At 71.0% G+C, this 22484-nt stretch carries 24 protein-coding genes; 14 read left to right on the top strand and 10 right to left on the bottom strand.

Going from position 1 to position 22484, the window contains the following annotated elements; all coding sequences use genetic code 11:
* Window position 1: 1 nt before the first annotated feature.
* Window positions 2-2101, bottom strand: coding sequence for a PhoX family phosphatase (locus tag ABGB14_RS45985; protein WP_347650206.1), 2100 nt, complete (start codon window positions 2099-2101; stop codon window positions 2-4).
* A gap of 114 nt (window positions 2102-2215) precedes the next feature.
* Here ABGB14_RS45985 and ABGB14_RS45980 point away from each other — a divergent pair, with 114 nt between their 5' ends.
* Window positions 2216-2653, top strand: coding sequence for a sterol carrier family protein (locus tag ABGB14_RS45980; protein ID WP_347650205.1), 438 nt, complete (start codon window positions 2216-2218; stop codon window positions 2651-2653).
* On the opposite strand, the gene ABGB14_RS45975 is transcribed toward ABGB14_RS45980, so the two are convergent.
* On the bottom strand, window positions 2650-4041 hold the full coding sequence (locus ABGB14_RS45975) for a hypothetical protein (protein ID WP_347650204.1): 1392 nt from the start codon (window positions 4039-4041) through the stop codon (window positions 2650-2652). The two genes, ABGB14_RS45980 and ABGB14_RS45975, sit on opposite strands and share 4 nt — an antisense overlap.
* Before the next feature lie 142 nt (window positions 4042-4183).
* Here ABGB14_RS45975 and ABGB14_RS45970 point away from each other — a divergent pair, with 142 nt between their 5' ends.
* The 4 genes from ABGB14_RS45970 to purM all read left to right on the top strand — a co-directional run bounded on the left by ABGB14_RS45970 (window position 4184) and on the right by purM (window position 7939).
* A complete protein-coding gene (locus ABGB14_RS45970) occupies window positions 4184-4591 on the top strand; it encodes a MarR family transcriptional regulator (RefSeq protein WP_347650203.1) in 408 nt (135 codons plus the stop codon).
* Between the two features lie 91 nt (window positions 4592-4682).
* Window positions 4683-5429: an SDR family oxidoreductase gene (locus tag ABGB14_RS45965; protein ID WP_347650202.1), complete on the top strand. Its 747-nt coding sequence runs from the start codon at window positions 4683-4685 to the stop codon at window positions 5427-5429.
* A gap of 51 nt (window positions 5430-5480) precedes the next feature.
* A complete protein-coding gene (purF, locus tag ABGB14_RS45960; protein WP_347650201.1) occupies window positions 5481-6917 on the top strand; it encodes an amidophosphoribosyltransferase in 1437 nt (478 codons plus the stop codon).
* Window positions 6914-7939, top strand: coding sequence for a phosphoribosylformylglycinamidine cyclo-ligase (gene purM, locus ABGB14_RS45955; protein WP_347650200.1), 1026 nt, complete (start codon window positions 6914-6916; stop codon window positions 7937-7939). Before purF ends, purM begins: the two co-directional genes overlap by 4 nt.
* Window positions 7940-7943: 4 nt before the next feature.
* Here the strand turns inward: purM and ABGB14_RS45950 are convergent, their stop codons facing one another.
* From ABGB14_RS45950 to ABGB14_RS45940, 3 genes are all read right to left on the bottom strand, one after another.
* Window positions 7944-8498, bottom strand: a complete 555-nt coding sequence (locus ABGB14_RS45950; RefSeq protein WP_347650199.1) for a CGNR zinc finger domain-containing protein — start codon at window positions 8496-8498, stop codon at window positions 7944-7946.
* Window positions 8499-8838: 340 nt separating this feature from the next.
* Window positions 8839-9066 carry a DUF3073 domain-containing protein gene (locus tag ABGB14_RS45945; protein ID WP_132508344.1) on the bottom strand — a complete coding sequence of 76 codons (228 nt, stop codon included), beginning with the start codon at window positions 9064-9066 and terminating at the stop codon, window positions 8839-8841.
* Between the two features lie 151 nt (window positions 9067-9217).
* Window positions 9218-10297: a Glu/Leu/Phe/Val dehydrogenase dimerization domain-containing protein gene (locus ABGB14_RS45940; RefSeq protein WP_347650198.1), complete on the bottom strand. Its 1080-nt coding sequence runs from the start codon at window positions 10295-10297 to the stop codon at window positions 9218-9220.
* A gap of 103 nt (window positions 10298-10400) precedes the next feature.
* On the opposite strand from ABGB14_RS45940, the gene ABGB14_RS45935 reads away from it, so the two are divergent.
* Together ABGB14_RS45935 and bldC are read left to right on the top strand one after the other, a co-directional pair.
* Window positions 10401-11264 carry a hypothetical protein gene (locus ABGB14_RS45935; RefSeq protein ID WP_347650197.1) on the top strand — a complete coding sequence of 288 codons (864 nt, stop codon included), beginning with the start codon at window positions 10401-10403 and terminating at the stop codon, window positions 11262-11264.
* A gap of 323 nt (window positions 11265-11587) precedes the next feature.
* Complete coding sequence (bldC, locus tag ABGB14_RS45930; RefSeq protein ID WP_013133571.1) at window positions 11588-11791, top strand: developmental transcriptional regulator BldC; 204 nt, start codon at window positions 11588-11590, stop codon at window positions 11789-11791.
* 146 nt (window positions 11792-11937) lie between these two features.
* Here the strand turns inward: bldC and ABGB14_RS45925 are convergent, their stop codons facing one another.
* Window positions 11938-12588 (bottom strand): TetR/AcrR family transcriptional regulator, encoded by a 651-nt coding sequence (locus tag ABGB14_RS45925; RefSeq protein ID WP_246090052.1) that lies wholly within the window; start codon window positions 12586-12588, stop codon window positions 11938-11940.
* Between the two features lie 145 nt (window positions 12589-12733).
* On the opposite strand from ABGB14_RS45925, the gene ABGB14_RS45920 reads away from it, so the two are divergent.
* The 4 genes from ABGB14_RS45920 to ABGB14_RS45905 all read left to right on the top strand — a co-directional run bounded on the left by ABGB14_RS45920 (window position 12734) and on the right by ABGB14_RS45905 (window position 16749).
* Complete coding sequence (locus ABGB14_RS45920; protein ID WP_347619505.1) at window positions 12734-13783, top strand: LacI family DNA-binding transcriptional regulator; 1050 nt, start codon at window positions 12734-12736, stop codon at window positions 13781-13783.
* A 165-nt stretch (window positions 13784-13948) separates the two neighbouring features.
* On the top strand, window positions 13949-14197 hold the full coding sequence (locus ABGB14_RS45915) for a hypothetical protein (RefSeq protein WP_347619506.1): 249 nt from the start codon (window positions 13949-13951) through the stop codon (window positions 14195-14197).
* Window positions 14198-14284: 87 nt separating this feature from the next.
* Window positions 14285-15160 carry an N-acetylmuramoyl-L-alanine amidase gene (locus ABGB14_RS45910; RefSeq protein ID WP_347650196.1) on the top strand — a complete coding sequence of 292 codons (876 nt, stop codon included), beginning with the start codon at window positions 14285-14287 and terminating at the stop codon, window positions 15158-15160.
* Window positions 15157-16749, top strand: a complete 1593-nt coding sequence (locus tag ABGB14_RS45905; RefSeq protein ID WP_347650195.1) for a beta-N-acetylhexosaminidase — start codon at window positions 15157-15159, stop codon at window positions 16747-16749. Before ABGB14_RS45910 ends, ABGB14_RS45905 begins: the two co-directional genes overlap by 4 nt.
* Window positions 16750-16851: 102 nt before the next feature.
* Here the strand turns inward: ABGB14_RS45905 and ABGB14_RS45900 are convergent, their stop codons facing one another.
* From ABGB14_RS45900 to ABGB14_RS45890, 3 genes are read right to left on the bottom strand one after another with little or no spacing between them, the layout of a single operon-like run.
* On the bottom strand, window positions 16852-17406 hold the full coding sequence (locus ABGB14_RS45900; RefSeq protein WP_347650194.1) for a GNAT family N-acetyltransferase: 555 nt from the start codon (window positions 17404-17406) through the stop codon (window positions 16852-16854).
* Between the two features lie 9 nt (window positions 17407-17415).
* A complete protein-coding gene (locus ABGB14_RS45895) occupies window positions 17416-18474 on the bottom strand; it encodes a quinone-dependent dihydroorotate dehydrogenase (protein ID WP_347650193.1) in 1059 nt (352 codons plus the stop codon).
* A 6-nt stretch (window positions 18475-18480) separates the two neighbouring features.
* On the bottom strand, window positions 18481-19131 hold the full coding sequence (locus tag ABGB14_RS45890) for a response regulator transcription factor (protein WP_347650192.1): 651 nt from the start codon (window positions 19129-19131) through the stop codon (window positions 18481-18483).
* Window positions 19132-19149: 18 nt separating this feature from the next.
* Between ABGB14_RS45890 and ABGB14_RS45885 the strand changes: the two genes are divergently transcribed.
* The 3 genes from ABGB14_RS45885 to ABGB14_RS45875 all read left to right on the top strand — a co-directional run bounded on the left by ABGB14_RS45885 (window position 19150) and on the right by ABGB14_RS45875 (window position 21590).
* Complete coding sequence (locus ABGB14_RS45885) at window positions 19150-19524, top strand: tautomerase family protein (RefSeq protein ID WP_347650191.1); 375 nt, start codon at window positions 19150-19152, stop codon at window positions 19522-19524.
* A 39-nt stretch (window positions 19525-19563) separates the two neighbouring features.
* Complete coding sequence (gene lpdA / locus ABGB14_RS45880; protein WP_347650190.1) at window positions 19564-20943, top strand: dihydrolipoyl dehydrogenase; 1380 nt, start codon at window positions 19564-19566, stop codon at window positions 20941-20943.
* Between the two features lie 155 nt (window positions 20944-21098).
* A complete protein-coding gene (locus tag ABGB14_RS45875; RefSeq protein WP_347650189.1) occupies window positions 21099-21590 on the top strand; it encodes a hypothetical protein in 492 nt (163 codons plus the stop codon).
* Window positions 21591-21597: 7 nt separating this feature from the next.
* On the opposite strand, the gene ABGB14_RS45870 is transcribed toward ABGB14_RS45875, so the two are convergent.
* On the bottom strand, window positions 21598-22458 hold the full coding sequence (locus ABGB14_RS45870) for a fructosamine kinase family protein (protein ID WP_347650188.1): 861 nt from the start codon (window positions 22456-22458) through the stop codon (window positions 21598-21600).
* Window positions 22459-22484: the final 26 nt, after the last annotated feature.

Below are 22484 nucleotides of genomic sequence, written 5' to 3'. Positions count from 1 at the left end.
GTCAAGAGCCGATCTTCAGGCCCTTCTCGTGCCAGACGACCGCCACCGACGGGCGCGGCTGGTCGCCGTCGGGCCAGCGGCTGCCCGGATTGTCCGGGCTGGCCCCGTCGATCTCGCCGGGGTGCTGCACCGCGACGAACACGCTGCGCTGGTCCTTCGTGACCATCGGGCCGCACGTCTCGGCGCCGACCGGAACCGTGAGGAACTGGCGCAGATGGCCGCGCTCCCTGCCGCGTACCGGCATCACGAACAGCCCGTCGTTGGTGCCGAGCGCGTTGCCGTCCGTGGAGATCCACAGGTTGCCGTCGCGGTCGAACGTCACATTGTCCGGGCAGGAGATCGGCGAGACCTTCTTCTTGTCGTAACCGGCGAAATAGGTGTTCGCGTCGTTCGGGTCGCCGCAGACCAGCGGCACCGACCAGGAGAACCTCTTCGCCCCGGCGTCGTCGCGCCGCTCGACGATCTCCAGGACGTGGCCGTGCTTGTTGGCGGCGCGCGGGTTGGCCTCGTCCGCCTGGGCAGCGGTGCGGTCGGAGTTGTTGGTCAGCGCGACGTACACGCCGCCGGTGACCGGGTTGCGCTCCATGTCCTCGGGACGGTCCATCTTGGTCGCGCCCACCTTGTCGGCCGCCACCCGCGTGTAGACGAGCACCTCCTCCGCGGTCATGCCCTTCACGTACGACCTGTCGCCCGAGACCAGCGGGATCCACTCGCCTGAGCCGTCGAACTCGCCGTCACCTGGCAGCTTGCCGGACCCGTCGATCTCCTTCTCCTGACTGTCGCCGGTGAACCTGGCGACGTACAGGGTGCCCTCGTCGAGCAGGTCGCGGTTGTGCCGGTCGGCCCCCTGCCGGTAGCGCTCCTTCGAGACGAACTTGTAGATGTACTCGAAACGCGAGTCGTCACCCATGTAGACGACCAGGCGGCCGTCCCGGGCCAGCGTCGTGGTGGCCGCCTCGTGCTTGAACCGGCCGAGCGCGGTGCGCTTGACCGGCGTGGAGTCGGGGTCGAACGGGTCGATCTCCACGATCCACCCGAACCTGTTGCACTCGTGCGGGTGCCTGGCCAGGTCGAAACGCTCGTCGACCCGGTCGAAGCGGCGGCTGATCTCCGGCGTGCCCTCCGCGATCGTGTAGCGCTCGACGTACGGCTTCTGCTTCGCCGGCACCTTGTCGCCGTTGACGAAGTACTGGTCGAAGTTCTCCTCGGCGGTCAGCACCGTCCCCCACGGGGTCGTGCCGCCCGCGCAGTTGTTCAGCATGCCGATGGGCTTGCGGCCCTCGGGGTCGGCGTCCGTCCTGAGCAGGTCGCCGCCCGCCGCCGGCCCGGAGAACCGCATGGGGGTCTCGGCGGTGATGCGCCGGTTGTAGCGGCGACGCCCCTTGGTGACCAGCTTCCACTCGCCGGCGCGGCCCTCCCGCTCGATCTCCACGACCGACCCGCCGTGCCCGGCCAGGCCGATCCTGATCTGCTCCTCCGTGGCCTGCGCGCCGCCCGGGTAGTCGCGGAACATCAGGTTCTCGTCGGTGTACTCGTGGTTCACCCAGAGCAGCGCCCGGTCGCGGCCCATCGGGAACATCGTCACGTAGTCGCAGTTGTAGCCGAACTGCTTGCTCTGCGCCTCGGCGCTCTGGTTGTCGAAGTCGAACGCCGGCGCGTCCGGCAACACCGGGTCGCCCCACCGCACGACCACCGAGGAGCGGTAGTCCTCCGGGATGGTCAGCTTGTCGTCCTTGTTCGGCCGCACCGGCGTGAAACGGAGGTCGCCGCCCCGCCCGCCCTGTCCACCACTGGGTCCACCACCGGGTCCACCACCGGGTCGACCCCCGGCCACCGGCCCGGGCTCCGCGGCCAGCGCCGGAGCCGCCCCCGCCGCTCCCACCCCCGCCACGAGCGCGCCCAGCGCCCCGGCGCGCAGCACGCCGCGCCGCGACAGCGCCTCCTTCACCACGTCGCCGAAATAGGCGTTGCCGGTGGTGTTGGCCACCTCATGCGCGCACGCGTTGCCGCAGCGGAACTGACACGTCAGCGCGGATCGGCCACCATTGTGCGGGGTGGAGATCAGCGGAAGCAGCCGACCTCCCGCTTCGGGGTTCGACACAGGTCCTCCATCGAAGTGCGGTCGTACGGCCGGGAACGCTACGGCCACCGGCGAAACCACAGGTGAACGAAGGCCTCCGTCACGATGAACGCTTCCCGGGGAGACAATGGTCGCGTGCCACCACGCAAGCTCGACCAGGAAAAGTTGAGAACGGCCCTCGACGGCCAGCTCGTCGCCCTCGACGAACCCCCCTACGACGGACCCGCCTCCGCCCTGCCCGACGCGCTCGTGGCCGCCGTGCTGGCCGCCTACGACCGAGGGCTGAAGCCCGAACGCGACGCGGCCAGGCAGGCGGTGCGCCACCTGCTCGACCGGCTGGCGACCGCCGCGCCCGGCAGGACCGTCGAGGTCCGCGTGCCCCCGTACGCGGCCGTACAGGCCGTCGCCGGGCCCCGCCACACGCGCGGCACCCCGCCCAACGTGGTCGAGATGGACGGCCGCACGTGGATCGAGCTCGCGCTCGGCCGCCTCACCTGGGCCGATGCTCTGGCCAGCGGCGCCATCTCCGCCAGCGGGGCCCGCGCCGACCTGTCAGCGCACCTGCCGCTCTAACCGCCGCCGCCCATCCAGGGAAACTGGCTCTCGAAACAACGGTCGGCGAGGTCACTGGGGAGTCCGGCGCACTGCTGCGCCACGTTCCACAACCAGATGGCCACGATCGCGAACAGGATCAGCGACAGGACGCTCAGCACGACGCCGGCGATGGCGCGGCCCTTACCGGCGCGTTTGGCGAGGGCCACGCAGCCGAAGACTATCGACAGGATGGCGGTGATCACACCCGTGAAGCACACGAACACCAGGAACGGGCTGGCCACGCCCAGCACGAGCGAGGCGGTGGCCAGGCCGCTGCCCGGCTTGGCCTGCTGGTAACCGGCTCCCGGCATGCCGTACGGGGACTCGGGGCCAGGGCCGTAGCCGGGCGGGCCACCGTACGGGCTGGAGGGCACCGTGCCCGGCACGGTCGGCTCGTCGTCCCGCGGCGTGCCCCCGGCCTGGTACGGCGTCCCACCCCGGCCCTCCGGGCCCGGCCACCCTTCCTGGCCCTGCCGCCGTTCCTCGCTCCGCCAGCCCTCCTGACCCTGCCAGCCCTCCTGGCCCTGCCAGCCCTCCTGGCCTTCGGGGGTTGGGCGACCCTCCTGAGCCGGGGCGCCGCTCTCTGGTGACGGGGGTCCTCCGGGCGCGCCACCTGCCGGTGGCACGAAGCCCGGCTGGTCATCACCCTGCTCGTAGCGCGACGGCGCGGGCCTGCCCGGCCGCTCCCCCTCTGACGGGGTGGACGTCCAGCCCGGGTACGGCGGCGTGCCACCAGGGATCGGGAACGCCTGGGTCTCCTCGGCGTCACCCCCTGTCGGCTGCGGTACCTCCGGCGAGGTGGGCAGGTCGGGATGGCGGGGTTCGCCGACGGGTCTGGGCTCGTGCGTGGGCGGCACGTCCGGACGCGGCACGATGGGTGGCGCGGGAGCGATCGGCTCCTCGCCCTCCTCACCGGCGCCCTCACCCTGCCGACCGGCGCCTTCGCCCTGCGGCCCGCCGCCCTCACCCCGCGGCCCGCCGCCCTCACCCCGCGGCCCCGCGCCCTCGCCCCGCGGTTCGGGGCTCTCGGGCTCCGCGTTGCCGAACTCACCGCTGGCGCCCATGGACTCGGCGCCGCCGCCTCCTGCACGCCCGCCGGAGGGCTCGGGCACGTCCGGCGACGCGCCGCCGGTGGGACCGGCGCCGGGCACATCGGCGGACCACTCCTCAGCAGGCCGGTCACCGCCCGTGGGCCCCGGCTCGTACGGTCTGAGCGCGGGCCTCTGTTCCTCTTCCTCCAGCGTGCCCTCACGCCACCACTCGGGCTCGTGTTGCGGCGGAACGTGGCGGGGCGCGCCCTCTTCCGGACGGCCCTCGTGCGGATCCTGCCCGCGGCGGGTCTCGTCCGGGTCCCCAGGTGTGGTCACGTCTGCGTCTCCCGACGGGTCTACATGCCGGATACTTCACCCTTTCGCGCAGGGCGACGCCTAAACCGAACGACACGGTAAGAGGCCGCTCATCCTTGGGTCACCATGCGCCAAAGGCCCTGCCCGCAGGCAAGATGGGGGGATGCTGGACGAGACCCTGTCGTATGCGCTGATCAAGGTCGTGAAGACGCATCGCAACCGGATGGCCGCCGCGCTGGCCCCGCTCGGCCTGCACGTGGGGCAGGAGATGCTGCTCAACCAGCTGTGGAAGGAGGACGGCCTGACGCAGGCCGAGCTCATCGCCCGGCTGGGCGTCGAGCCTCCCACCGTCACCAAGACCCTCCAGCGCCTGGAGCGCGCGGGCTTCGTCTACCGGATTCCCGACCCCGCCCGGCCGAGGATCTCCCGCGTCCATCTCACCGGCGCGGGCAAGGCGCTGCGCGAGCCCGTTGAGGAGATCTGGACCGCGATGGACGAGGACCTCCTGCGCGGTTTCGATCCCGGCGAGCGTGACCTGCTCGTGCAGCTGATCCGCCGCGCCATGCCCTGACGTTTCCCCTACGGGCGAAAGCTCCTTGCGTCCGCTCCACTCTTCTAGTTAGCTGGCTAATTAGTCGGCTAATCCAAGAGAAGAGGCTCTCATGCACGCACTGGTCACCGGCGGCTCGTCCGGCATCGGCGCCGCCACCGCGCTCGCCTACGCCCGGGCCGGCGCCCGGGTCACGATCACGTACAACTCGGGCGCCGACCGCGCCGCCGAGGTGGTCAAGCGGATCGAGGAGGAGGGCGGCGAGGCCGCGGCCGTACACCTGGATCTGGAGGACCACGCGACCGTCGCGCCCGCCGTCTCCGCGGCCGGCCCGGTGGACGCGCTCGTGGCCAACGCCGTCCGCTGGGGCACCGTCATGCCCGGCGGCATGGCGTTCGAGGACGTGCCGGCCGCCGAGTGGTCCGCCGCCCTGCACGCCAACGTGGTCGGCAACGCCCTGCTGATCCAGGCGGTGCTGCCGCAGATGCGGCGCAGGAAGTTCGGCCGGATCGTGCTGGTCTCCTCGGGGGCGGCCGAGGAAGGACAGCCGGGCCCCGGCCCGTACGGCACCGCGAAGATGGCGCTGCACGGCATGGCCCGCGCCCTGGCATGGGAGGCGGGCGCGGACGGCATCCTGGTGAACGTGGCCGTGGCCGGACTCACCATCACCGGAGCCCAGCGCCCGATCCCCCAGCACCTGCTGGACGAGATCGCGTCCAGGACACCCACCCGCAGGCTGAGCACGGCTGACGACATGGCGGCGCTGATCGTCTTCCTCGGTTCGGCGGACAACCGCAACCTCACCGGGGAGATCATCCGCGACGGCTCCAATGCGGGCAGGTCAGTCCACACGGGCTGACCCCCGACCCGAGTGTGCGAGCACGGAAGCCGCCGACCTAGACTGAGGTATGTGCTGAAGGGCGACGGCCGTCTCGGCCATGACCTGGACCCCCAAGACCACGCTCCCAAAGACGCCTGTGGCGTCTTCGGCGTCTGGGCGCCAGGCGAGGAAGTGTCCAAACTCACCTACTACGGGCTGTACGCGTTGCAGCACCGCGGCCAGGAGTCCGCGGGCATCGCGGTCAGCGAGGGCAGCCGCATCCTCGTCTACAAAGACATGGGCCTGGTCGCCCAGGTCTTCGACGAGTCGGTGCTGGGCACCCTGCGCGGCCACCTGGCCATCGGCCACTGCCGCTACTCCACCACCGGATCCAGCGTGTGGGAGAACGCGCAGCCCACGCTGAGCTCGACCGAGGTCGGCGGTCTCGCGCTCGCCCACAACGGCAACCTGATCAACACGCCGGAGCTGGCGCAGCGCCTGGCCCCCGGCTCCACCCGGGCGACCACCGACACCGAGGTCCTGACCTCGCTGCTCGCCCAGGACCGCACGCGCACGGTCGAGGAGGCCGCCGCCGAGCTGCTCCCGCAGGTCAAGGGCGCCTACTCGCTGGTCTTCATGGACGAGACGACGCTCTATGCCGCCCGCGACCCGCAGGGTGTGCGCCCGATGGTCCTGGGCCGGCTGGAGCGGGGCTGGGTGGTGGCCTCGGAGACGGCGGCGCTCGACATCGTGGGCGCCACGTTCGTCCGCGAGATCGAGCCGGGCGAGCTGCTCACCATCGACGAGCGCGGCGTGCGCTCGCGCAGGTTCGCGCTGGCCGAGCCGAAGGGCTGCCTGTTCGAGTACGTCTACCTCGCCCGCCCCGACACCACCATCGCCGGGCGCGGCGTCCAGGTCACCAGGGTCGAGGTGGGCCGCGTGCTGGCCCGCGAGCACCCGGTGGAGGCCGACCTGGTCATCCCGACGCCCGAGTCCGGCACGCCGGCCGCCGTCGGCTACGCGCAGGAGAGCGGCATCCCCTACGGCCAGGGCCTGGTGAAGAACTCCTACGTCGGCCGCACGTTCATCGAACCCTCGCAGACCATCCGCCAGCTCGGCATCCGGCTGAAGCTCAATCCGCTGCGCGAGGTCGTCGAGGGCAAGCGCCTGGTGGTCGTGGACGACTCGATCGTGCGCGGCAACACCCAGCGTGCCATCGTCAGGATGTTGCGCGAGGCCGGCGCGAAGGAGGTGCACGTCCGCATCTCCTCACCGCCGGTGGCCTGGCCGTGCTTCTACGGCATCGACTTCGCCACCAGGGCCGAGCTGATCGCGGGCTCGCTGACGGTCGAGGAGATCCGCGCCTCGCTCGGCGCCGACTCGCTCGGCTACATCTCGCTCGAGGGCCTGACCAAAGCCACCACGATTCCCACCGACCGCCTCTGCATGGCCTGCTTCACCGGCTCCTACCCCATTCCCGTCGACGAGGACAACGTGGGCAAGTTCGTCCTGGAGAGCAAGGCATGAGCACCTACGAGGCCGCCGGGGTCGACATCGAGGCCGGCGACCGGGCGGTCGCGCTGATGAAGGACAGGGTGGCGCGGGCGCGCCGGCCCGAGGTGGTCGACGACGCCAGCGGCTTCGCCGGCCTGTTCGACGCCTCGGCCCTGCTGCGCTACCAGCGGCCGCTGCTGGCCTCCTCCACCGACGGCGTCGGCACCAAGGTCATGATCGCCCAGCGCTACGGCAAGCACGACACGATCGGCATCGACCTGGTCGGCATGGTCCTCGACGACCTCGTGGTCTGCGGGGCCGAGCCGCTGTTCATGACCGACTACATCGCCTGCGGGAAGGTGGTGCCCGAGCGCGTCGCGGAGATCGTCGGCGGTGTGGCCGAGGGTTGCCGGCTGGCCGGGGCCGCGCTGGTGGGCGGGGAGACCGCCGAGCATCCGGGGGCGATGGGCCCGGACGAATATGACCTCGCGGGCGCCGGCACCGGCGTCGTCGAGGCCGCCGGCCTCCTGGGGCCCGCGCGGGTGCGCGCCGGCGACGTGGTGCTCGGGCTGGCGTCCTCGGGCGTGCACTCCAACGGCTACTCGCTGGTGCGGCACGTGCTGCGGGAGTCCTCGCTCTCCCTCGACGCCGAGCTGCCCGAGCTGGGGCGGCCGCTGGGCGAGGAACTGCTGGAGCCGACCCGGATCTACTCCCTCGACTGCCTGGAGCTGGCGCGCTCCGCCGAGGTGCACGCCTACGCCCACATCACGGGCGGCGGCATCGAGAGCAATCTGTCGAGGTCGCTGCCCGGCCACCTCGACGCGCTGCTCGACCGCTCGTCGTGGACGCCGCCGGCCGTCTTCGGGGTGCTCGCGGGCCACGGCTCGATCGCGCAGCACGACATGGACCGTACGTTCAACCTGGGGGTCGGCATGGCCGCCGTGGTGGCCGCCGGCTCGGCCGACGAGGCCCTCAGGGTGCTGGCGGCCCGTGGCGTCGGCGCCTGGGTGCTGGGCGAGGTCGTCCCCGGCGAGGGCCGGGCGCGCTATCGCTGACCGGTCACTTGTGCCGCCGGTAATAGCGGGCCACGCGGACGCGGTTGCCGCACAGGTCGGGCGAGCACCAGCGACGTCGCGGGTGGGCCGGGAGGAAGAGCAGGTGGCATCCCGGCCCTTCGCAGCCACGCACCTTGCCGACGTCGGGGTCGGTGAGCAGGGTCACCGCGGCCTCGGCCAGCTCGGTCAGGAGGCGGTCGAGCGGCGGGCCGTCGCGCGCCGTGCCGCGGCGCAGCACCGCGCCCCGCACCTCCACGCGGGGATACGCGGGGGCGACGCGAAGTGCCTGGTTGAGCGCGTCGATCGCCTCGGGCGGTGGCGGTGCGGCCTGGCGCGCCGCCTCCAGGGCCCGCTCCACGTGGCCGCGCAGGTCGCGGACGGCGGCCGGGGCGCCGGGGCCGAGCGCGGCCTCGGGGACGGCCAGCCGGCCGACCTGCTTGGCGAGCCAGGCATGAAGGCCTTCCGCGGTCGCCAGGGCGTCGCGGTCGCCACCCGACGGGGTGCGGACGCCCGTGTTGACCAGGTCGAGTGCGAGGGGCTCGCCCGTCAGCAGATCCATGCGCCTAATGGTAGGACCTCGCCCTTGACGCATTAGCCACGGAGGGCGTCCGCCTCGGGCTCGTACAGGTCCTGGGTTCCGGATGATCGCACACGGGACGCACGCCATCGGAGCGACCTCGCGCTCCGTCCCGAAGGCGGGCCCCGTCACGCGAGCGCTGCCAGGCCGCACCGGGTCGCGGCGCGGGGGCACCTGATCGTCGCCCCGATCTCCTCGATGAGCCGGCCACGAAAGCGGGCCTACGTGACGAAAGCCCCACGGTTACCCGTGGGGCCCGACGAGTGCGAGCGAGGATCCGGCGTGCACGCCGGATCCTGCGCCACGTCACCCAGAAGAACGGCTATCGGCGGCCGGCACGGCCGTCGTCGTCGTCTCCTGCGCCATAGTCATCGGCGTAATCGGCATAGCGATCCGCCAGCTCATCGTTGAGGTCGTCGGCGTCGTCATTGCGGCTGGAGTCTCCGACCCCGAGTTCGTCGCGAAGACGGTCAAGATCCGTGCCACCGCTGTTGTACTTCAGCTGGCGAGCAACCTTGACCTGCTTGGCCTTTGCTCGGCCGCGCCCCATTGGCTCGACCCCCTCGTGTGGGGTCGTCCCCGACCCCTCGTCGCTAACGCACCACACACTGACGCCGCCTGACTCCGGGCGTCAGCCTATCGTTCGCCTATTACCGTACCTGTTTTGTGCCCAGCTCGGTACGTCGTATGGGCGCGGGGCGTCAGTCGCCCAGCCAAATGGCTCGTAGCCGCCCGACTTCCGACATTCTGCGCTCCGCCAGCCTATCCGCTGCGACCGCGGGAGGGACGCCCTCGTCGGCAGCTATCGCGAAAATTTTCAATGTCGTGTCATAGATCTGCGTGGCCTTGGACCGGGCCCGCTCCATGTCGAAGCCCTCGATCTCGTCGGCGACCTGGATGACGCCGCCCGAGTTGACGACGTAGTCGGGCGCGTACACGATCTCACGTTCGGCGAGTTGCTTCTCCACGCCGGAATGCGCGAGCTGGTTGTTGGCCGCCCCGCAGACGATCTTCGCGCGGAGCTCCGCGACCATCTCGTCGTCGAGCACCCCGCCCAGCGCGCAGGGCGCGAAGACGTCGATGTCGGAGCGCGCCATGGCCCGGGCGTCGGCCACCACGTCGACCTCGGGGCGGCGCGCGCGCACGCGTTCGACCGCCTTGGGGGCGACGTCGCAGATCACCACCTCGGCGCCGTCCTCGCGCAGGAGCTCGACCAGGCGGTGGCCCACCTTGCCCACCCCTTCGACGCCGACTCTCCTGCCGTGGAGCGACGGAGTGCCGTAGACACGCTCGGCCGAGGCCCGCATGCCCTGGAACACTCCGAAGGCCGTCAGGATGGACGAGTCGCCGGCCCCGCCGTGGGCCGGCGTGCGGCCCGTCACATGGCGCGACTCGCGGGCGATGACGTCCATGTCCTCGCTGTAGGTGCCCACGTCGCAGGCGGTGATGTAGCGTCCGCCGATCGACTCGACGAACCTGCCGTAGGCGCGCAGCAGCGCCTCGCTCTTGTCGCGCGCCGGGTCGCCGATGATGACGGCCTTGCCGCCGCCCAGGTCGAGGCCGGCCAGCGCGTTCTTGTAGGACATGCCCCTGGCGAGGTTGAGCACGTCGGCCAGCGCCGCCTGCTCGTTCTCGTACGGATAGAAGCGGGTGCCTCCCAGCGCCGGGCCCAGCGCCGTGTTGTGGATGGCGATGATGGCACGCAGGCCGCTCTGCTCGTCGGCGCAGAAGACGACCTGCTCATGCACGTCCTTGTGGGACGCTCCGAAGACGTCGGTCACGGTAGTGACTCCCTGTCCGGTCCACCGCACCTTCGCGGCGGAGATCGCCTCATAGCCTAGTCTCGACAGTGCGCGCGGGGTCGCTTCGTGACACGATGCCTCCGTGCTGCCCTATGCCGCCTACCTCCGCGTCTATGAGCCACTGACCGCGTTCGCCGAGCCCGAGCGCAGGGTGTGGGCCGACTACGCCGACTCACGCGACCGTCCGCGGCGCGCGAACGCGCTCACCGCGGAGCACGGCGAGTCGGTCATGCGCCTGCTCGGCATGCCCCCTCAGCCCGTTCCCGCCCAGGAGAGCCCCAACGCCTATCTGCGGCGCGTCGAGGACCGTCTGTACGTTTGCCCATGGCAGACCCGCCTGCGCTCGTGGCTGGCGTTCTCAAGGCTGCGCGGCGCCACGCCGGCGAAGCTGATGGACCGTCTCGTGCCCAAGGCGATCGCCGAGCAGACGGCCGACGACTTTGATCGCTACAAGCGTAAAGCGGGGTCGTCGGCGCTGCGCACGCACATCCGCACCACGACGTGGCACGTACCACCGGCCTGGTTCGTGCCGTTCGACGGCAACGAGCGCTGGCTGGTGCTCGGCTCCGCCGCCCCGGGGCAGGACGTGACGACGGCTACGGGCCGTAACCTCATCTACGTCACCTCCATGGCGCAGGCCAGGAAGCGGGCGGCGCGGGCGCTCAACGTGCTGCGCCGGCACCTCGGCGACGTGGCCTCCAACTTCGAGGTCGAGGACATCGCCAGGTGGCTGGAGGAGTTCCACCCGCACTCGCTGGTCGAGCTCGACTACGGCGGCCTCGTGCACCTCATGGACGACGACGCGCTGCAGGCCGACCAGTCGGTCGCCGAGCTGTCCGCCGCCCTCACGGGCCTGGACACGGGTCAAGAAGAACTTGCCTACGCCATGTACCAGAGGGTCATCCTGCGGTGGAAGTCAATGCAACAACTGGAATCTGCCAACTGAACCCCAATACGGCCGTCTGACCTGCATGAGTAGGTCACGTCTCGCGGCTGCTCTCTTCTGCGAACTGAGTAGTTTGCCGTTTTCACTGCGATACCACGAACCGTGTCGCTAGAATCACCGAGCGTGACATGGCCACGGGGTGCGGGCAGTTGGGTCAAAGAAGGGCTCGCCAATCGCTCTGCGTGGCGGTATGGTCACATCGGGTGATGCCGCATATGGCTCAGAAAAGCCGCACGCTCTGCGCCATAGGGGGACATCCGTGACACGCGCAAAGGCAGTCACAGGATCGCTAAGCCGGTCCACACGGAGGAGAGGCCGCACAAATGTCAGCTCGTACACCCGAGGCCGAGCCGCTGCTCACGCCCGCTGAGGTCGCGACCATGTTCAGGGTCGACCCCAAGACCGTTACGCGGTGGGCCAAGGCGGGCAAGTTGACGTCGATTCGTACCCTCGGCGGTCATCGGCGTTACCGGGAGACCGAGGTCCGCGCACTGCTCGCGGGGATCCCGCAGCAGCGCTCGGAGTAGCCGAGAGGGTCGTCACGGACCTCAGGGGGGTTGAGGGTGGACCAGGCGCGCAACGAAGCCAGGTCCACCGTGTGACGACGTGACGTCGCATGGGAAGTTGGCGCCGCCCGCCCGGCGCCATCCTTCCCGGCTTCCGCCTCCCGCCGTTACGCCAGCCGCTCCAGCAGGCCAGCGACGTCGCCGTCATACCTCGCGGCGACGCCGAGCAGCGCGACCATGTGATCGACCAGCATCTTCTCGAGCGTCGGTCGTTCCACGTCGCGGTGCTCCAGCCAGTCGAGACCGGCCGTCTCCACGGAGGCGATCCACGACCTCAGGGTCGTGCGCAGCACCGGGCTGGGCTCCTCGACGCGCATCTGCTTCTGGATGAGGCGGAAGAGGCGCCGGCGCACGCCGTCGACGATCTCGCCCACCTCGCCCGCCCTGTTGGCGGGACCGCCGCGCAGGAGCGCGGCGAACCCGGCAGCGTGCTCCTCGACGAAGTCGAAATAACGTTTGAGCCCGGAGGCCAGCTCGTCGAGCGGCCTGCCGCCCTCATGCGGCCGCAGCCTGGACTCCAGCTGCTCCGCCGCGCTCCTCAGCGCGGCCACGTAGAGCTCCTGCTTGCCGCCGAAATAGTGGTAGACCAGGGCCCGCGAAGCCCCCGCCGCCGACGCCACGTCATCGATCGAGACGTCTTCCGCGTCGCGCGTGCTGAACAGCTCCAGAGCCGCCGCCATGAGCTCCTCGCGACGCCGGTCGACGCTGAGCCTGCGCCGAGCCGGGCGCGCCTTCTCGGCTGACTTACCTGGTGTCACACCTGCACAGTATCCGACGTGCGCCCCAGCCGAAGGTGGCCTCTGTTCGGCGAATATCGGGCTCTCTGTAACGGAGGCCGTACCCTGCGGCTAACTCGATCGTTTGGTCAGACAGGTGCCCATATCCGCATCGCGGGGGAGACACATGTCAGGACCGCCCGTCAACACCTCATCCATCGCCGAGCTCAGAGAGGTAGACACCCTGCCTCGGCCCAGACCCACCATCCGCAACGTCGCCGAACGAGCCGGCGTCTCGAAATCGCTGGTCTCACTCGTGCTGCGCGGATCTCCGCACGTGAGCGAGCACCGGCGCCAGGCCGTGCTGCAGGCCGCACGTGAGCTCGGCTACCGGCCGAACGCGGTCGCGCGAAGCCTGGTCGAAGGGCGTACCCACCTGGTGGGAGCGCTCGTCGCCAACCTGCACAACCCCTTCTACGCCGAGTTCCTCGACGGACTGCAGGAGAGCCTGCACGGCGACGGCCTGCGCATGCTGATCGGGAACAGCCAGTGGGATCCGGCGTTCGAGGACGAGGCCGTGGAGGCCTTCCTCGAGCTCAGAGTCGACGGACTGGTCCTGCTGGGCATCGCTCCGACCAGCGAGACGCTGATCGAGGCCACCTCCTACACGCCCACGGTCGTCGTGGGGGAACGTGACATCGAGCTCGACGGCGTCGACATCGTGGTCGACGACGACCAGCTCGGCGCCCGCCTGGCCATCGACCACCTGGTCGAGCTCGGCCACAAGCGGATCGCCCACATCGAGGGGCCCCGCTCGTCGCGCTGCGAGGGCTACCTCGTGGCGATGCGCAGGCACTCGCTGGCCCCGTACATCATGGTCGAGGCCGCGGACGCGACCGAGGACAGCGGCAGGGAGGCGGCGCTCGCCCTGCTGACCCGCGACCCCAGGCCAACCGCGATCTTCGCGGCCAGTGACGCGGTCGCGCTCGGCGTGCTGTCGGCCGCCGGCGACCTCGGCCTGCGCGTGCCCGACGACCTGTCGGTGGTCGGCTACGACAACACGCACCTCGCGGCCTCCCGTCACATCTCCCTCACCTCGGTCGACCAGCCCCGCCGTGCCATGGGCAGGTCGGCGGCGGCACTGCTCAGCGACCGCATCGGAGACCCCGCCAAGGGCTCCCGCCTGCGGGAGGTGCGCTCGGAACTGATCGTGCGACGGAGCACGGGGCCCGCCTGAGGCGAACGGGAAACCTGCACGGCGACGCTGCGCCGCGGCAGGTTTCCTGTTGCCCAAACCTGGGTCAAGCCGCGTGGCGGCGCGATGACGCGCCGGTTTACTCGTCAGGGTCATGCTAAGAGTGGCCGGCTCGGTCCGGTCACGGTCTGATCCGGGGGAACAGTCATGCGTGATCCGGAACTGGTGTCCTGCGCCCAGCGCGCCGCGGCGGAGCTCGAGCGCGCCTGGGGCCACTGGCGAGCGGGCCGGGGGCGGGGCGCCGACGCCACCGCCGAGTCGGTCGCCAGCTACGTCGCCCACTCTCTCGACCATCCGTGGGGCCGTCCCCGCGTCGTTCTCGGCCTCGACGCGGAGGACGCGCGGGAGCTGGCCGCCCTGCTCGAACGGCAGGAGGTCGCCGAGCGCGTCTGGTAGGAGCACGCCCGGCGAGGACGCGGCGCGTTCGCACCGCACTCGGCATATGAGCCGTCCTGTCTCTGGGCTTCACGTAAGTTGGACGGCATGCGTGCTCTTCCCGTCACGGTCCTCGCCGTCTGCGGCCTGATCGCCTCCGCGTGTGGCGCCACCGGCTCCGGTGACGCCGCGGCAGGTCAGGCCGCCACCACGAGAACGGAGGAGCAAGCTCCCTCCACGGCGCCCGCCAAGACCTTCGATCCCGCGGAGACCGCGGAGCCCGCGGGGACCGCCGGCGGCGCCGAGCGGGCGCGGGAGGCGCGGCCGCTCGAAGGGAAGGTCATCGTCATCGACCCGGGCCACAACGGCGGCAACTACCGCGCTCCGAAGGAGATCAACCGCCAGGTCGACGTGCTGACCAAGAAGAAGGCCTGCGACACCACCGGCACCTCCACCAACGACGGCTACAGCGAGGCCGCGTTCACCTGGGACGTGTCCACCCGGATGGTCAAGATCCTCGAAAGGCGCGGCGCCGCGGTCAAGCTGACCAGGTCGGGCAACGACGGCGTCGGCCCCTGCATCACCCGGCGCGCCGCCATCGGCAACAAGGCGGAGGCGGACGCCGCGATCTCCGTGCACGCCGACGGGTCGGGGCCGGCCAACCACGGCTTCCACGTGATCATGCCCAAGAAGATCAACGGTCCGGTCGACCAGGTCGTGGGCGATTCGAGCAAGCTCGGCATCGCGGTGCGTGACGCCTTCGCCAAGGGCACGGGCCTGCCCTACTCCACCTACATCGGCAGGAAGGCGCTCGACTACCGGAGCGACCTCGGCGGGCTCAACCTGTCGACGGTGCCGAAGATCTTCGTCGAGTGCGGCAACATGCGCAACGCCGCCGAGGCGGCCAAGTTCCGGCGCCCGAAGTTCCGGCAGAAGATCGCGCTGGCGCTGGCCAACGGATTACAGCACTATCTCAAAGCATGATTCCTCACGCTAAGCTGCACAGTGATCTTTCCGTTCCCTTCGAGCTGGCCTCAGGCGCCACGGTGTCCGGCGACCTGGCCGACGCCGTCCGCCTCGCCCTTCCCCTGCTCGACCTGCGGCCGGGCGACTCGGGTGAGATCGACGTCCGGCAGGACGCCGCGCTCGGCGCGGAGGCCTACCGGCTGACCACCGGGTCCAGGGGTGTCGAGATCGTGGCCGGCGGGCGGGCAGGCGCGTTCTACGCGGCCCAGTCGCTGCACCAGTTGCTGCCGGACGCCTCCTACCGGTTCTCCGAGCAGGCGTCGTGGCCCGTTCCAGGGGTGCGGATCGAGGACGCGCCGCGCTTCCCCTGGCGCGGGCTGCACCTCGACGTGGCCCGGCATTTCTTCCCCAAGCGTGAGCTCCTGCGCCTGATCGACCTGATGGCGGTGCACAAGCTCAACCGGCTGCACCTGCACCTGGTCGACGACCAGGGATGGCGGGTGGAGAGCCGGGCCTACCCGCTGCTGCACGAGGTCTCCTCGCACCGGCCGCGCACGGCGGTCCACGCCCATGGCGAGCCGGCCGCCTACGACGACGTCCCGCACGGCGGCTACTACACGCTCGACGACCTGGCGGAGATCGGCGCCTACGCCCGCGCCAGGTGCGTCACGATCGTGCCCGAGATCGACGTGCCGGGGCACGCCTCGGCGATCCTGGCCGCCTACCCGTCGCTGGGGGCCACCGGCGAGCGCTACGACGTGCTCGACCGGTGGGGCATCTCCCCCGCGATCCTGTCTCCCCTGCCGCCGACCGTCGAGTTCCTCACCACGATCTTCGACGAGCTGATCGGGGCGCTGGGCGAGACCCCCTACGTGCACATCGGGGGCGACGAGGTGGTGCTCGACCACTGGACCGGTTCGGCGGAGATCGCCGCCTACCGCGACTCCCTGGGCCTGTCCACGTCCGTCGAGTTGCAGGCGTGGTTCCTGCGGCGGCTGGCCGACGCGCTGGCCGAGCGGGGGGCGCGGACCGTGGTGTGGGACGAGGCGTTCGTCGGAGGAGGGCTGCGCCAGGACACGATCGTCATGCCGTGGCGCGGCATGGGCGTGGGCCGCCGTGCCGCCGCCGCGGGGCACGACGTGATCGCGACGCCGGTGTTCCCGCTCTACTTCGACTACGCGGAGTCCGGCTCCCCCGACGAGCCGAGGGCCATCGGCGACACCATCGCCCTTGAGGACGTCGCCGCCTTCCGCCCGGCGCCTGACGACTGGACGGACGACGAGCGCGCCCGGGTCGTGGGCGCGCAGGCGCAGCTCTGGAGCGAGCGCGTGCCCGACGCCCGCACGGTCGACTACAAGCTCTGGCCTCGAGCCTGCGCGCTCGCGGAAGTGGCCTGGTCGGGCTCGCCCGCCGAGGGCTTCACGGAGCGGCTGGGGCGGCACCTGGGCCGGCTCGACGCCATCGGGGTGGAGTATCGGCCGCTCGCGGGGCCGCACCCGTGGCAGCGGCGCCGCCCGCACCGGCCGAGCGAGATCCCCATGTCCGAGCGGATGGCCCGCATCGAGGCCATGACGCACGACCCGGAATCGACCCGGCCCAGCCTGTAGACCGGGTGGGCGCTCTCGGGACCGCAGGAGAAGGGCAGGGCGGGCGCGTCCGGTCCCGCCGCCGAAGGGCGGACGAGTCCGGAGCTCGCGCCGGGTTGCCGGTCAGAAAGCCGGACGGTCGTTGAGGATGCGCTGGAAGAGCCGGTGGTCCTGCCAGTGGCCGTCGATCTCCAGATAGCGCGGCGCGGTGCCGTAGAGCTCGAAACCCGCCTTGCGGAGCACGCTCTGCGAGGCCACGTTGTCGAGCAGGGTGCCCGCCGCGATCCGGTGCAGGCCGAGATCCTGGTCGGCCATGCGGCACACCTCCAGCACCGCCCGGGTGGTCAGGCCGCGCCCCGCGTAGCCGGCGTCGATCCAGTAGCCGAGGTCGGCGCTGAGCCACGGGCCGCGCACGATCGTGCTGAGCGTCATGCGGCCCACGACGCGATCGCCGTGGACGAGCAGCCACGGCATCGCCCGGCCCTGCGCCTGCTGCGCGAGCAGGTCCTTGAGCCGGTGGACCTGGCCCGGCAGGGTGAAGAACTCGGCCGGCCGCCGGGGCTCCCACCGGCGCAGGTGCTCGCTGTTGCGGACGTACGCGTGGAGCAGGCCCTCGGCGTCGCGTTCAGCGGCCGGGCGCAGGACGACACCGTCTGTAAGGGGCACCTCGGGGATCACCGTTACACCCTAGTCTCGGGCGGTGCGCCCGATCGCGTCGGCGATCGACGTCATGCCGTGGCGGCGCACCCGGCGGGACAGCTGCCGGTGGATGCGCGAGGCCCACAGCGGGCCGCCGTAGATCCAGCCGGTGTAGCCCTGCACCAGCGTCGCCCCGGCCAGGAGCCGCTCCCAGACGTCGTCGGCGTCCTCCACGCCGCCTGCCGACACCAGCGTGAGACGGTCGCCCACCCTGGCCCGCAGCCGCCGCAGCACCTCCAGCGAGCGGGCCTTGAGCGGGCGCCCGGACAGCCCGCCGGTCTCGCCGCCGTGCCTGATCGTGGTGTTGGTCGCGATGATCCCGTCGAGGCCGAGCTCCACCGCCAGGTCGGCGACCGCGTCGACGTCCTCGTCGGCGAGGTCGGGCGCGATCTTCACCAGCAGCGGCGTGCGGCGCGGCGTGCTGCCGGCGACCTCCTTGACCGCGGTCAGCAGCGGCCGCAGCAGGGCGACCGCCTGCAGGTTGCGCAGGCCGGGGGTGTTGGGCGAGCTGACGTTGACCACCAGGTAGTCGGCCATGGGGGCGAGCTCCTTGGCGGCCGTGACGTAGTCGGCCACCGCCTCGGACTCGGGCACCACCTTGGTCTTGCCGATGTTCACCCCGATCACGACCGGGAGGCCACGCGTGCGGCGCAGCCTGCGGGCCGCGGCGGCCGCGCCGGCGTTGTTGAAGCCCATCCGGTTGATCACCGCCCGCTCGCGCACCAGCCTGAACAGGCGCGGCCTGGGGTTGCCCGGCTGGCCGTGGGCGGTGATGGTGCCGACCTCGACGTGCCCGAAGCCGAGTGCGGCGATGCCCTCGGCGCACGCGGCGTCCTTGTCGAACCCGGCGGCCAGCCCGAGCGGGCCGGGGAAGTGCACCCCGAACGCCGTCACCCGCAGGGCCGGGTCGTGCGGCGCGAACGCCCGGTGCAGCAGCCGCTTGAGCAGCGGCAGCCGCGCGAGGAGCGCGAGAGCGCTCACGGTGAAGTGGTGCACGGCCTCGGCGTCGAAACGTCGCAAGACCTGCGTGAACACGAGGCGATACATCACGGGTCAGGCTACCAACCCGGCCTCGTAGGCGATGATCGCGGCCTGCACCCGGTTGCGCACGTCGAGCCGGGTGAGGATGGCGCTGACGTACGCCTTCACCGTGCCCTCCACGATGTGCAGCCTGCGGGCGATCTCCGCGTTGGACAGGCCGGCGCCGAGCAGGGCGAGCACCTCGCGCTCGCGGTCGGTGAGGCTCGCGACGCGGTCACGCGCCTCGGCGCCCCTGGCCATCCGGCCGCCCGACAGCTGGGTGATCACCCGGTGGGCGACCTTGGGCGACAGGTACGCGGCTCCCTCGGCGACCGCGTGGATCCCGGTGATCAGCTCGCGCGGGTCTCCCGACTTGAGCAGGAACCCGCCGGCTCCCACGTCGAGCGCCTTGGCGATGTAGTCGTCCTCCCCGAACGTGGTCAGCATCACCACGGCCACGCCCGGCGCGGCCCTGCGCAGCTCGGCCGCGGCCGACAGCCCGTCGAGCCTGGGCATGCGGATGTCGAGCAGCGCCACGTCGGGCCGGTGGCTGATGGCCAGGTCGACGGCCTGCCTGCCGTCGGCGGCCTCGGCCACCACCTCGAGCGACGGGTCGGAGGCGAGGATGGCCCGGACGCCCGCTCGGATCATGGCCTCGTCGTCGGCGAGGAGTATGCGGATCACGCCTTCTATATTGGCCCCATGGCACAGGTGAAGGTCTACGGGCGCAGGGACGTGTGGGCGGGCCGGCAGCGTGAGGTGTCGGACCTGGTGCAGTCGTGTCTGGTGAGCGCCTGGGGGTTGCCCGAGGAGAAGAGGTTCCACCGGTTCGTGCTGCTGGACGCCGACGACTTCGTCTGCCCGCAGCGGAGCGAGCGCTACCTCATCATCGAGGTCGTCTGCTTCACCGGCCGCAGTGACGACGCCAAGCGGGCGCTGATCCGGGAGATCTACGCTAGATCCGGCTATGATCCCGAAGACGTCGAGATCACCATCATCGAGATGCCCAAGGTCAACTGGGGCATTCGCGGGGTTCCCGCTGACGAGCTCGCTCTGCCGTACAACGTGGAGGTCTGACGTGTGGGGTGACGGCGGCCGGACGGTATGGTCCGACTCATGAGCACTCACTATGACGTCGTCGTTCTCGGCGCGGGTCCAGGAGGATATACGGCCGCCGTCCGCGCCGCCCAGCTCGGACTGCGGACCGCGGTCGTCGAGGAGAAATACTGGGGTGGCGTCTGCCTGAACGTGGGCTGCATCCCCTCCAAGGCGCTGCTGCGCAACGCGGAGCTCGCCCACATCTTCAACCACGAGGCCAAGACCTTCGGCATCAGCGGCGAGGTCAGCTTCGACTTCGGCGCGGCCTTCCAGCGCAGCCGCAAGGTGGCGGACGGGCGGGTCAAGGGCGTCCACTACCTGATGAAGAAGAACGGCATCACGGAGTACGACGGCCGGGGCACGTTCCTCGACGCCAACACCCTCCAGGTGAACGGCGAGACGATCACGTTCTCCCACTGCATCATCGCGGCCGGGGCCACCACCAGGCTCATCCCGGGCACGCAGCTGTCGGAACGCGTGGTGACGTACGAAGAGCAGATCCTCACCGAGAACCTGCCGGGCAGCATCATCATCGCGGGCGCGGGCGCGATCGGGGTGGAGTTCGCGTACGTGCTGCACAACTACGGCGTCAAGGTGACGATCGTGGAGTTCCTCGACCGGGTCGTGCCGCTGGAGGACGAGGAGGTGTCGGCCGAGCTGGCCAAGCGCTACAAGCGGCTCGGCATCGAGGTGATGACCTCCACCCGCGTCGACGGCATCGAGGACACCGGCTCCTCCGTCAAGGTCACCGTCACCAAGGGCGACCAGACGCAGGTGCTCGAGGCCGACAAGGTCCTGCAGGCCATCGGTTTCCAGCCGCGCGTCGACGGCTACGGGTTGGAGAAGACGGGCGTGGCGCTGACCGACCGGGGGGCGATCGCCGTCGACGGTCGCTGCCGGACGAACGTGCCGCACATCTTCGCCATCGGCGACGTCACCGCCAAGCTCATGCTGGCGCACGCCGCGGAGTCCATGGGCATCATCGCGGCCGAGACGATCGGCGACGCGGAGACCATGGAGCTCGACTACGTGATGATCCCGCGGGCGACCTACTGCCAGCCGCAGGTCGCGAGCTTCGGCTACACCGAGGCGCAGGCGCGCGAGCTGGGCTACGACGTGAAGGTGGCGAAGTTCCCGTTCACGGCCAACGGCAAGGCGCACGGGCTGGGCGACAGCGCCGGCTTCGTCAAGATCATCAGTGACGACACGCACGGCGAGCTGATCGGCGCCCACCTGATCGGGCCCGACGTCACCGAACTGCTGCCCGAGCTGACGCTGGCCCAGCAGTGGGACCTGACGGTGCACGAGGTCGCGCGCAACGTGCACGCGCACCCGACGCTCGGCGAGGCGGTCAAGGAGGCCGTGCACGGCCTGGCCGGACACATGATCAACATGTAGGACGGCCGGCGATCGGTACGGCGGGCCGCCGTACCGATCGGCTGGTGCAGCGGCGTTTTCTCACCAGATCTTCAGAAACCATCCATTTTTCTCCCAGGATGCCTGGAGAGTTTGGAGTCGACCGAAGACCTCCTTCGCATCGGACGGTGTCCCGCATGACCTCCACCCCCGCCGAAGACACCACTGTGCAGTCCGCCCGCCGCCGGCGTGCCCCCGCCGGCCCCTCGATGCTCAGGCTCGGCCTGCTCGCCCTGGTCGCGATCGGCATCGCGGGCGCGGCGGCCGAGCTCGCCTTCGAACGCCACTGGGGCAGCCCGACGCAGCTGATCCCGTGGGTGACGCTGGCGCTGCTGACGGTCGCGCTGGTGCTGGTCGCGCTCGGCGACTCCCCCGGCACGCTCACCGTGGTCCGGGCGCTCGCCCTGATCGTGCTGGTCGCGGCGGCGTACGGCGTGTTCACCCACGTGTCCGTCAACCACGGCATGGGCGCGATGGACCCCGCGTGGGACTCGCTGTCGCCGCTCGCCCAGTGGTGGTCGGCGCTGACGAAGTCGGTCGGCAACGCGCCCCCGCTCGCGCCCGGCATGCTCGCCCAGAGCGCGCTCCTGCTCCTGCTGGTCTCCACGGTCCAGCGGCCGGCGAAGTGAGCCGCCGCTAGGCGAACGGTGCGATGATCTCGCGCACGGCCTCGGCGCACTCGGCGGCGTGGTCGTCGTGCGCGATGCTGCTCAGCAGCTCCCGCAGGTGGAACAGGGGCAGGCGGTCCCGCCAGCCGTCGTCGAGACCCGCCGCGTCCGCGTACACCTCGAAGAAGCGGTCGGAGGCGGGCGGGCGCGGCGAGCACCACAACATGCTGAGGTCGGCCTCCGCCCAGCTGTAGGAGACGGCCGGGTCGATCAGCGCCGGGCCGCCGGTCCGGCCGGAGAGGATGTTCTCGCGCCACAGGTCGCCGTGCGTCAGCACCGGCGGCCGTGGCGGCAGCAGGTCGGGCAGGGCGGCGCAGAGGCGTTCGAGCGCGCGCCGTTCGGCGGCGTCGAAAGCCGCTTCCACGAGTGGTTCCGGGAGCCAGCGCAGGATCCGTCGCCGCGCGAAGAAGGCGTGCCCGTCGGTGTCCCAGGTGTTGTCCTGCCGCAGGCGCCCGAGCCAGCCGTCCCGGTGCCAGCCGAACCGGTCGCTCCGCGTGGTGGTGTGCAGGTGGGCGACGGCACGGGCCAGCTCTTCCCAGAAGCGTCCGTCGTCGTCGCGGCGCGGCGGTAACGGCTCCAGCACGAGCAGGCGGGGCGTGACCGCCAGCACCTCGGGCGTGGTGACGCCGCCCATGGCACGCAGCACGTGCAACCCCTCCGCCTCGACCTCGAACAGGTCGAGGACGTCGGCGCGCAACGTCTTGGCGAACACGCGGGAGCCGTCGCGCAGGGTCGCCAGCCCGGCCAGCGCCACCACCCCGCCCTGAGCGGCCTCCGCCGCCACCGCGTCGAATCCGGCCGTACGAAGCCGGTCGAGAAGAAGGTCCATGACCACATATCCAACCCGAACCGGCT

It is taken from the genome of Nonomuraea sp. B10E15, assembly GCF_039871615.1.
GTDB lineage: Bacteria > Actinomycetota > Actinomycetes > Streptosporangiales > Streptosporangiaceae > Nonomuraea.
The sequence above is the reverse complement of the archived record's forward strand: the minus strand, read 5'-3'. Positions and strand labels throughout refer to the sequence as shown.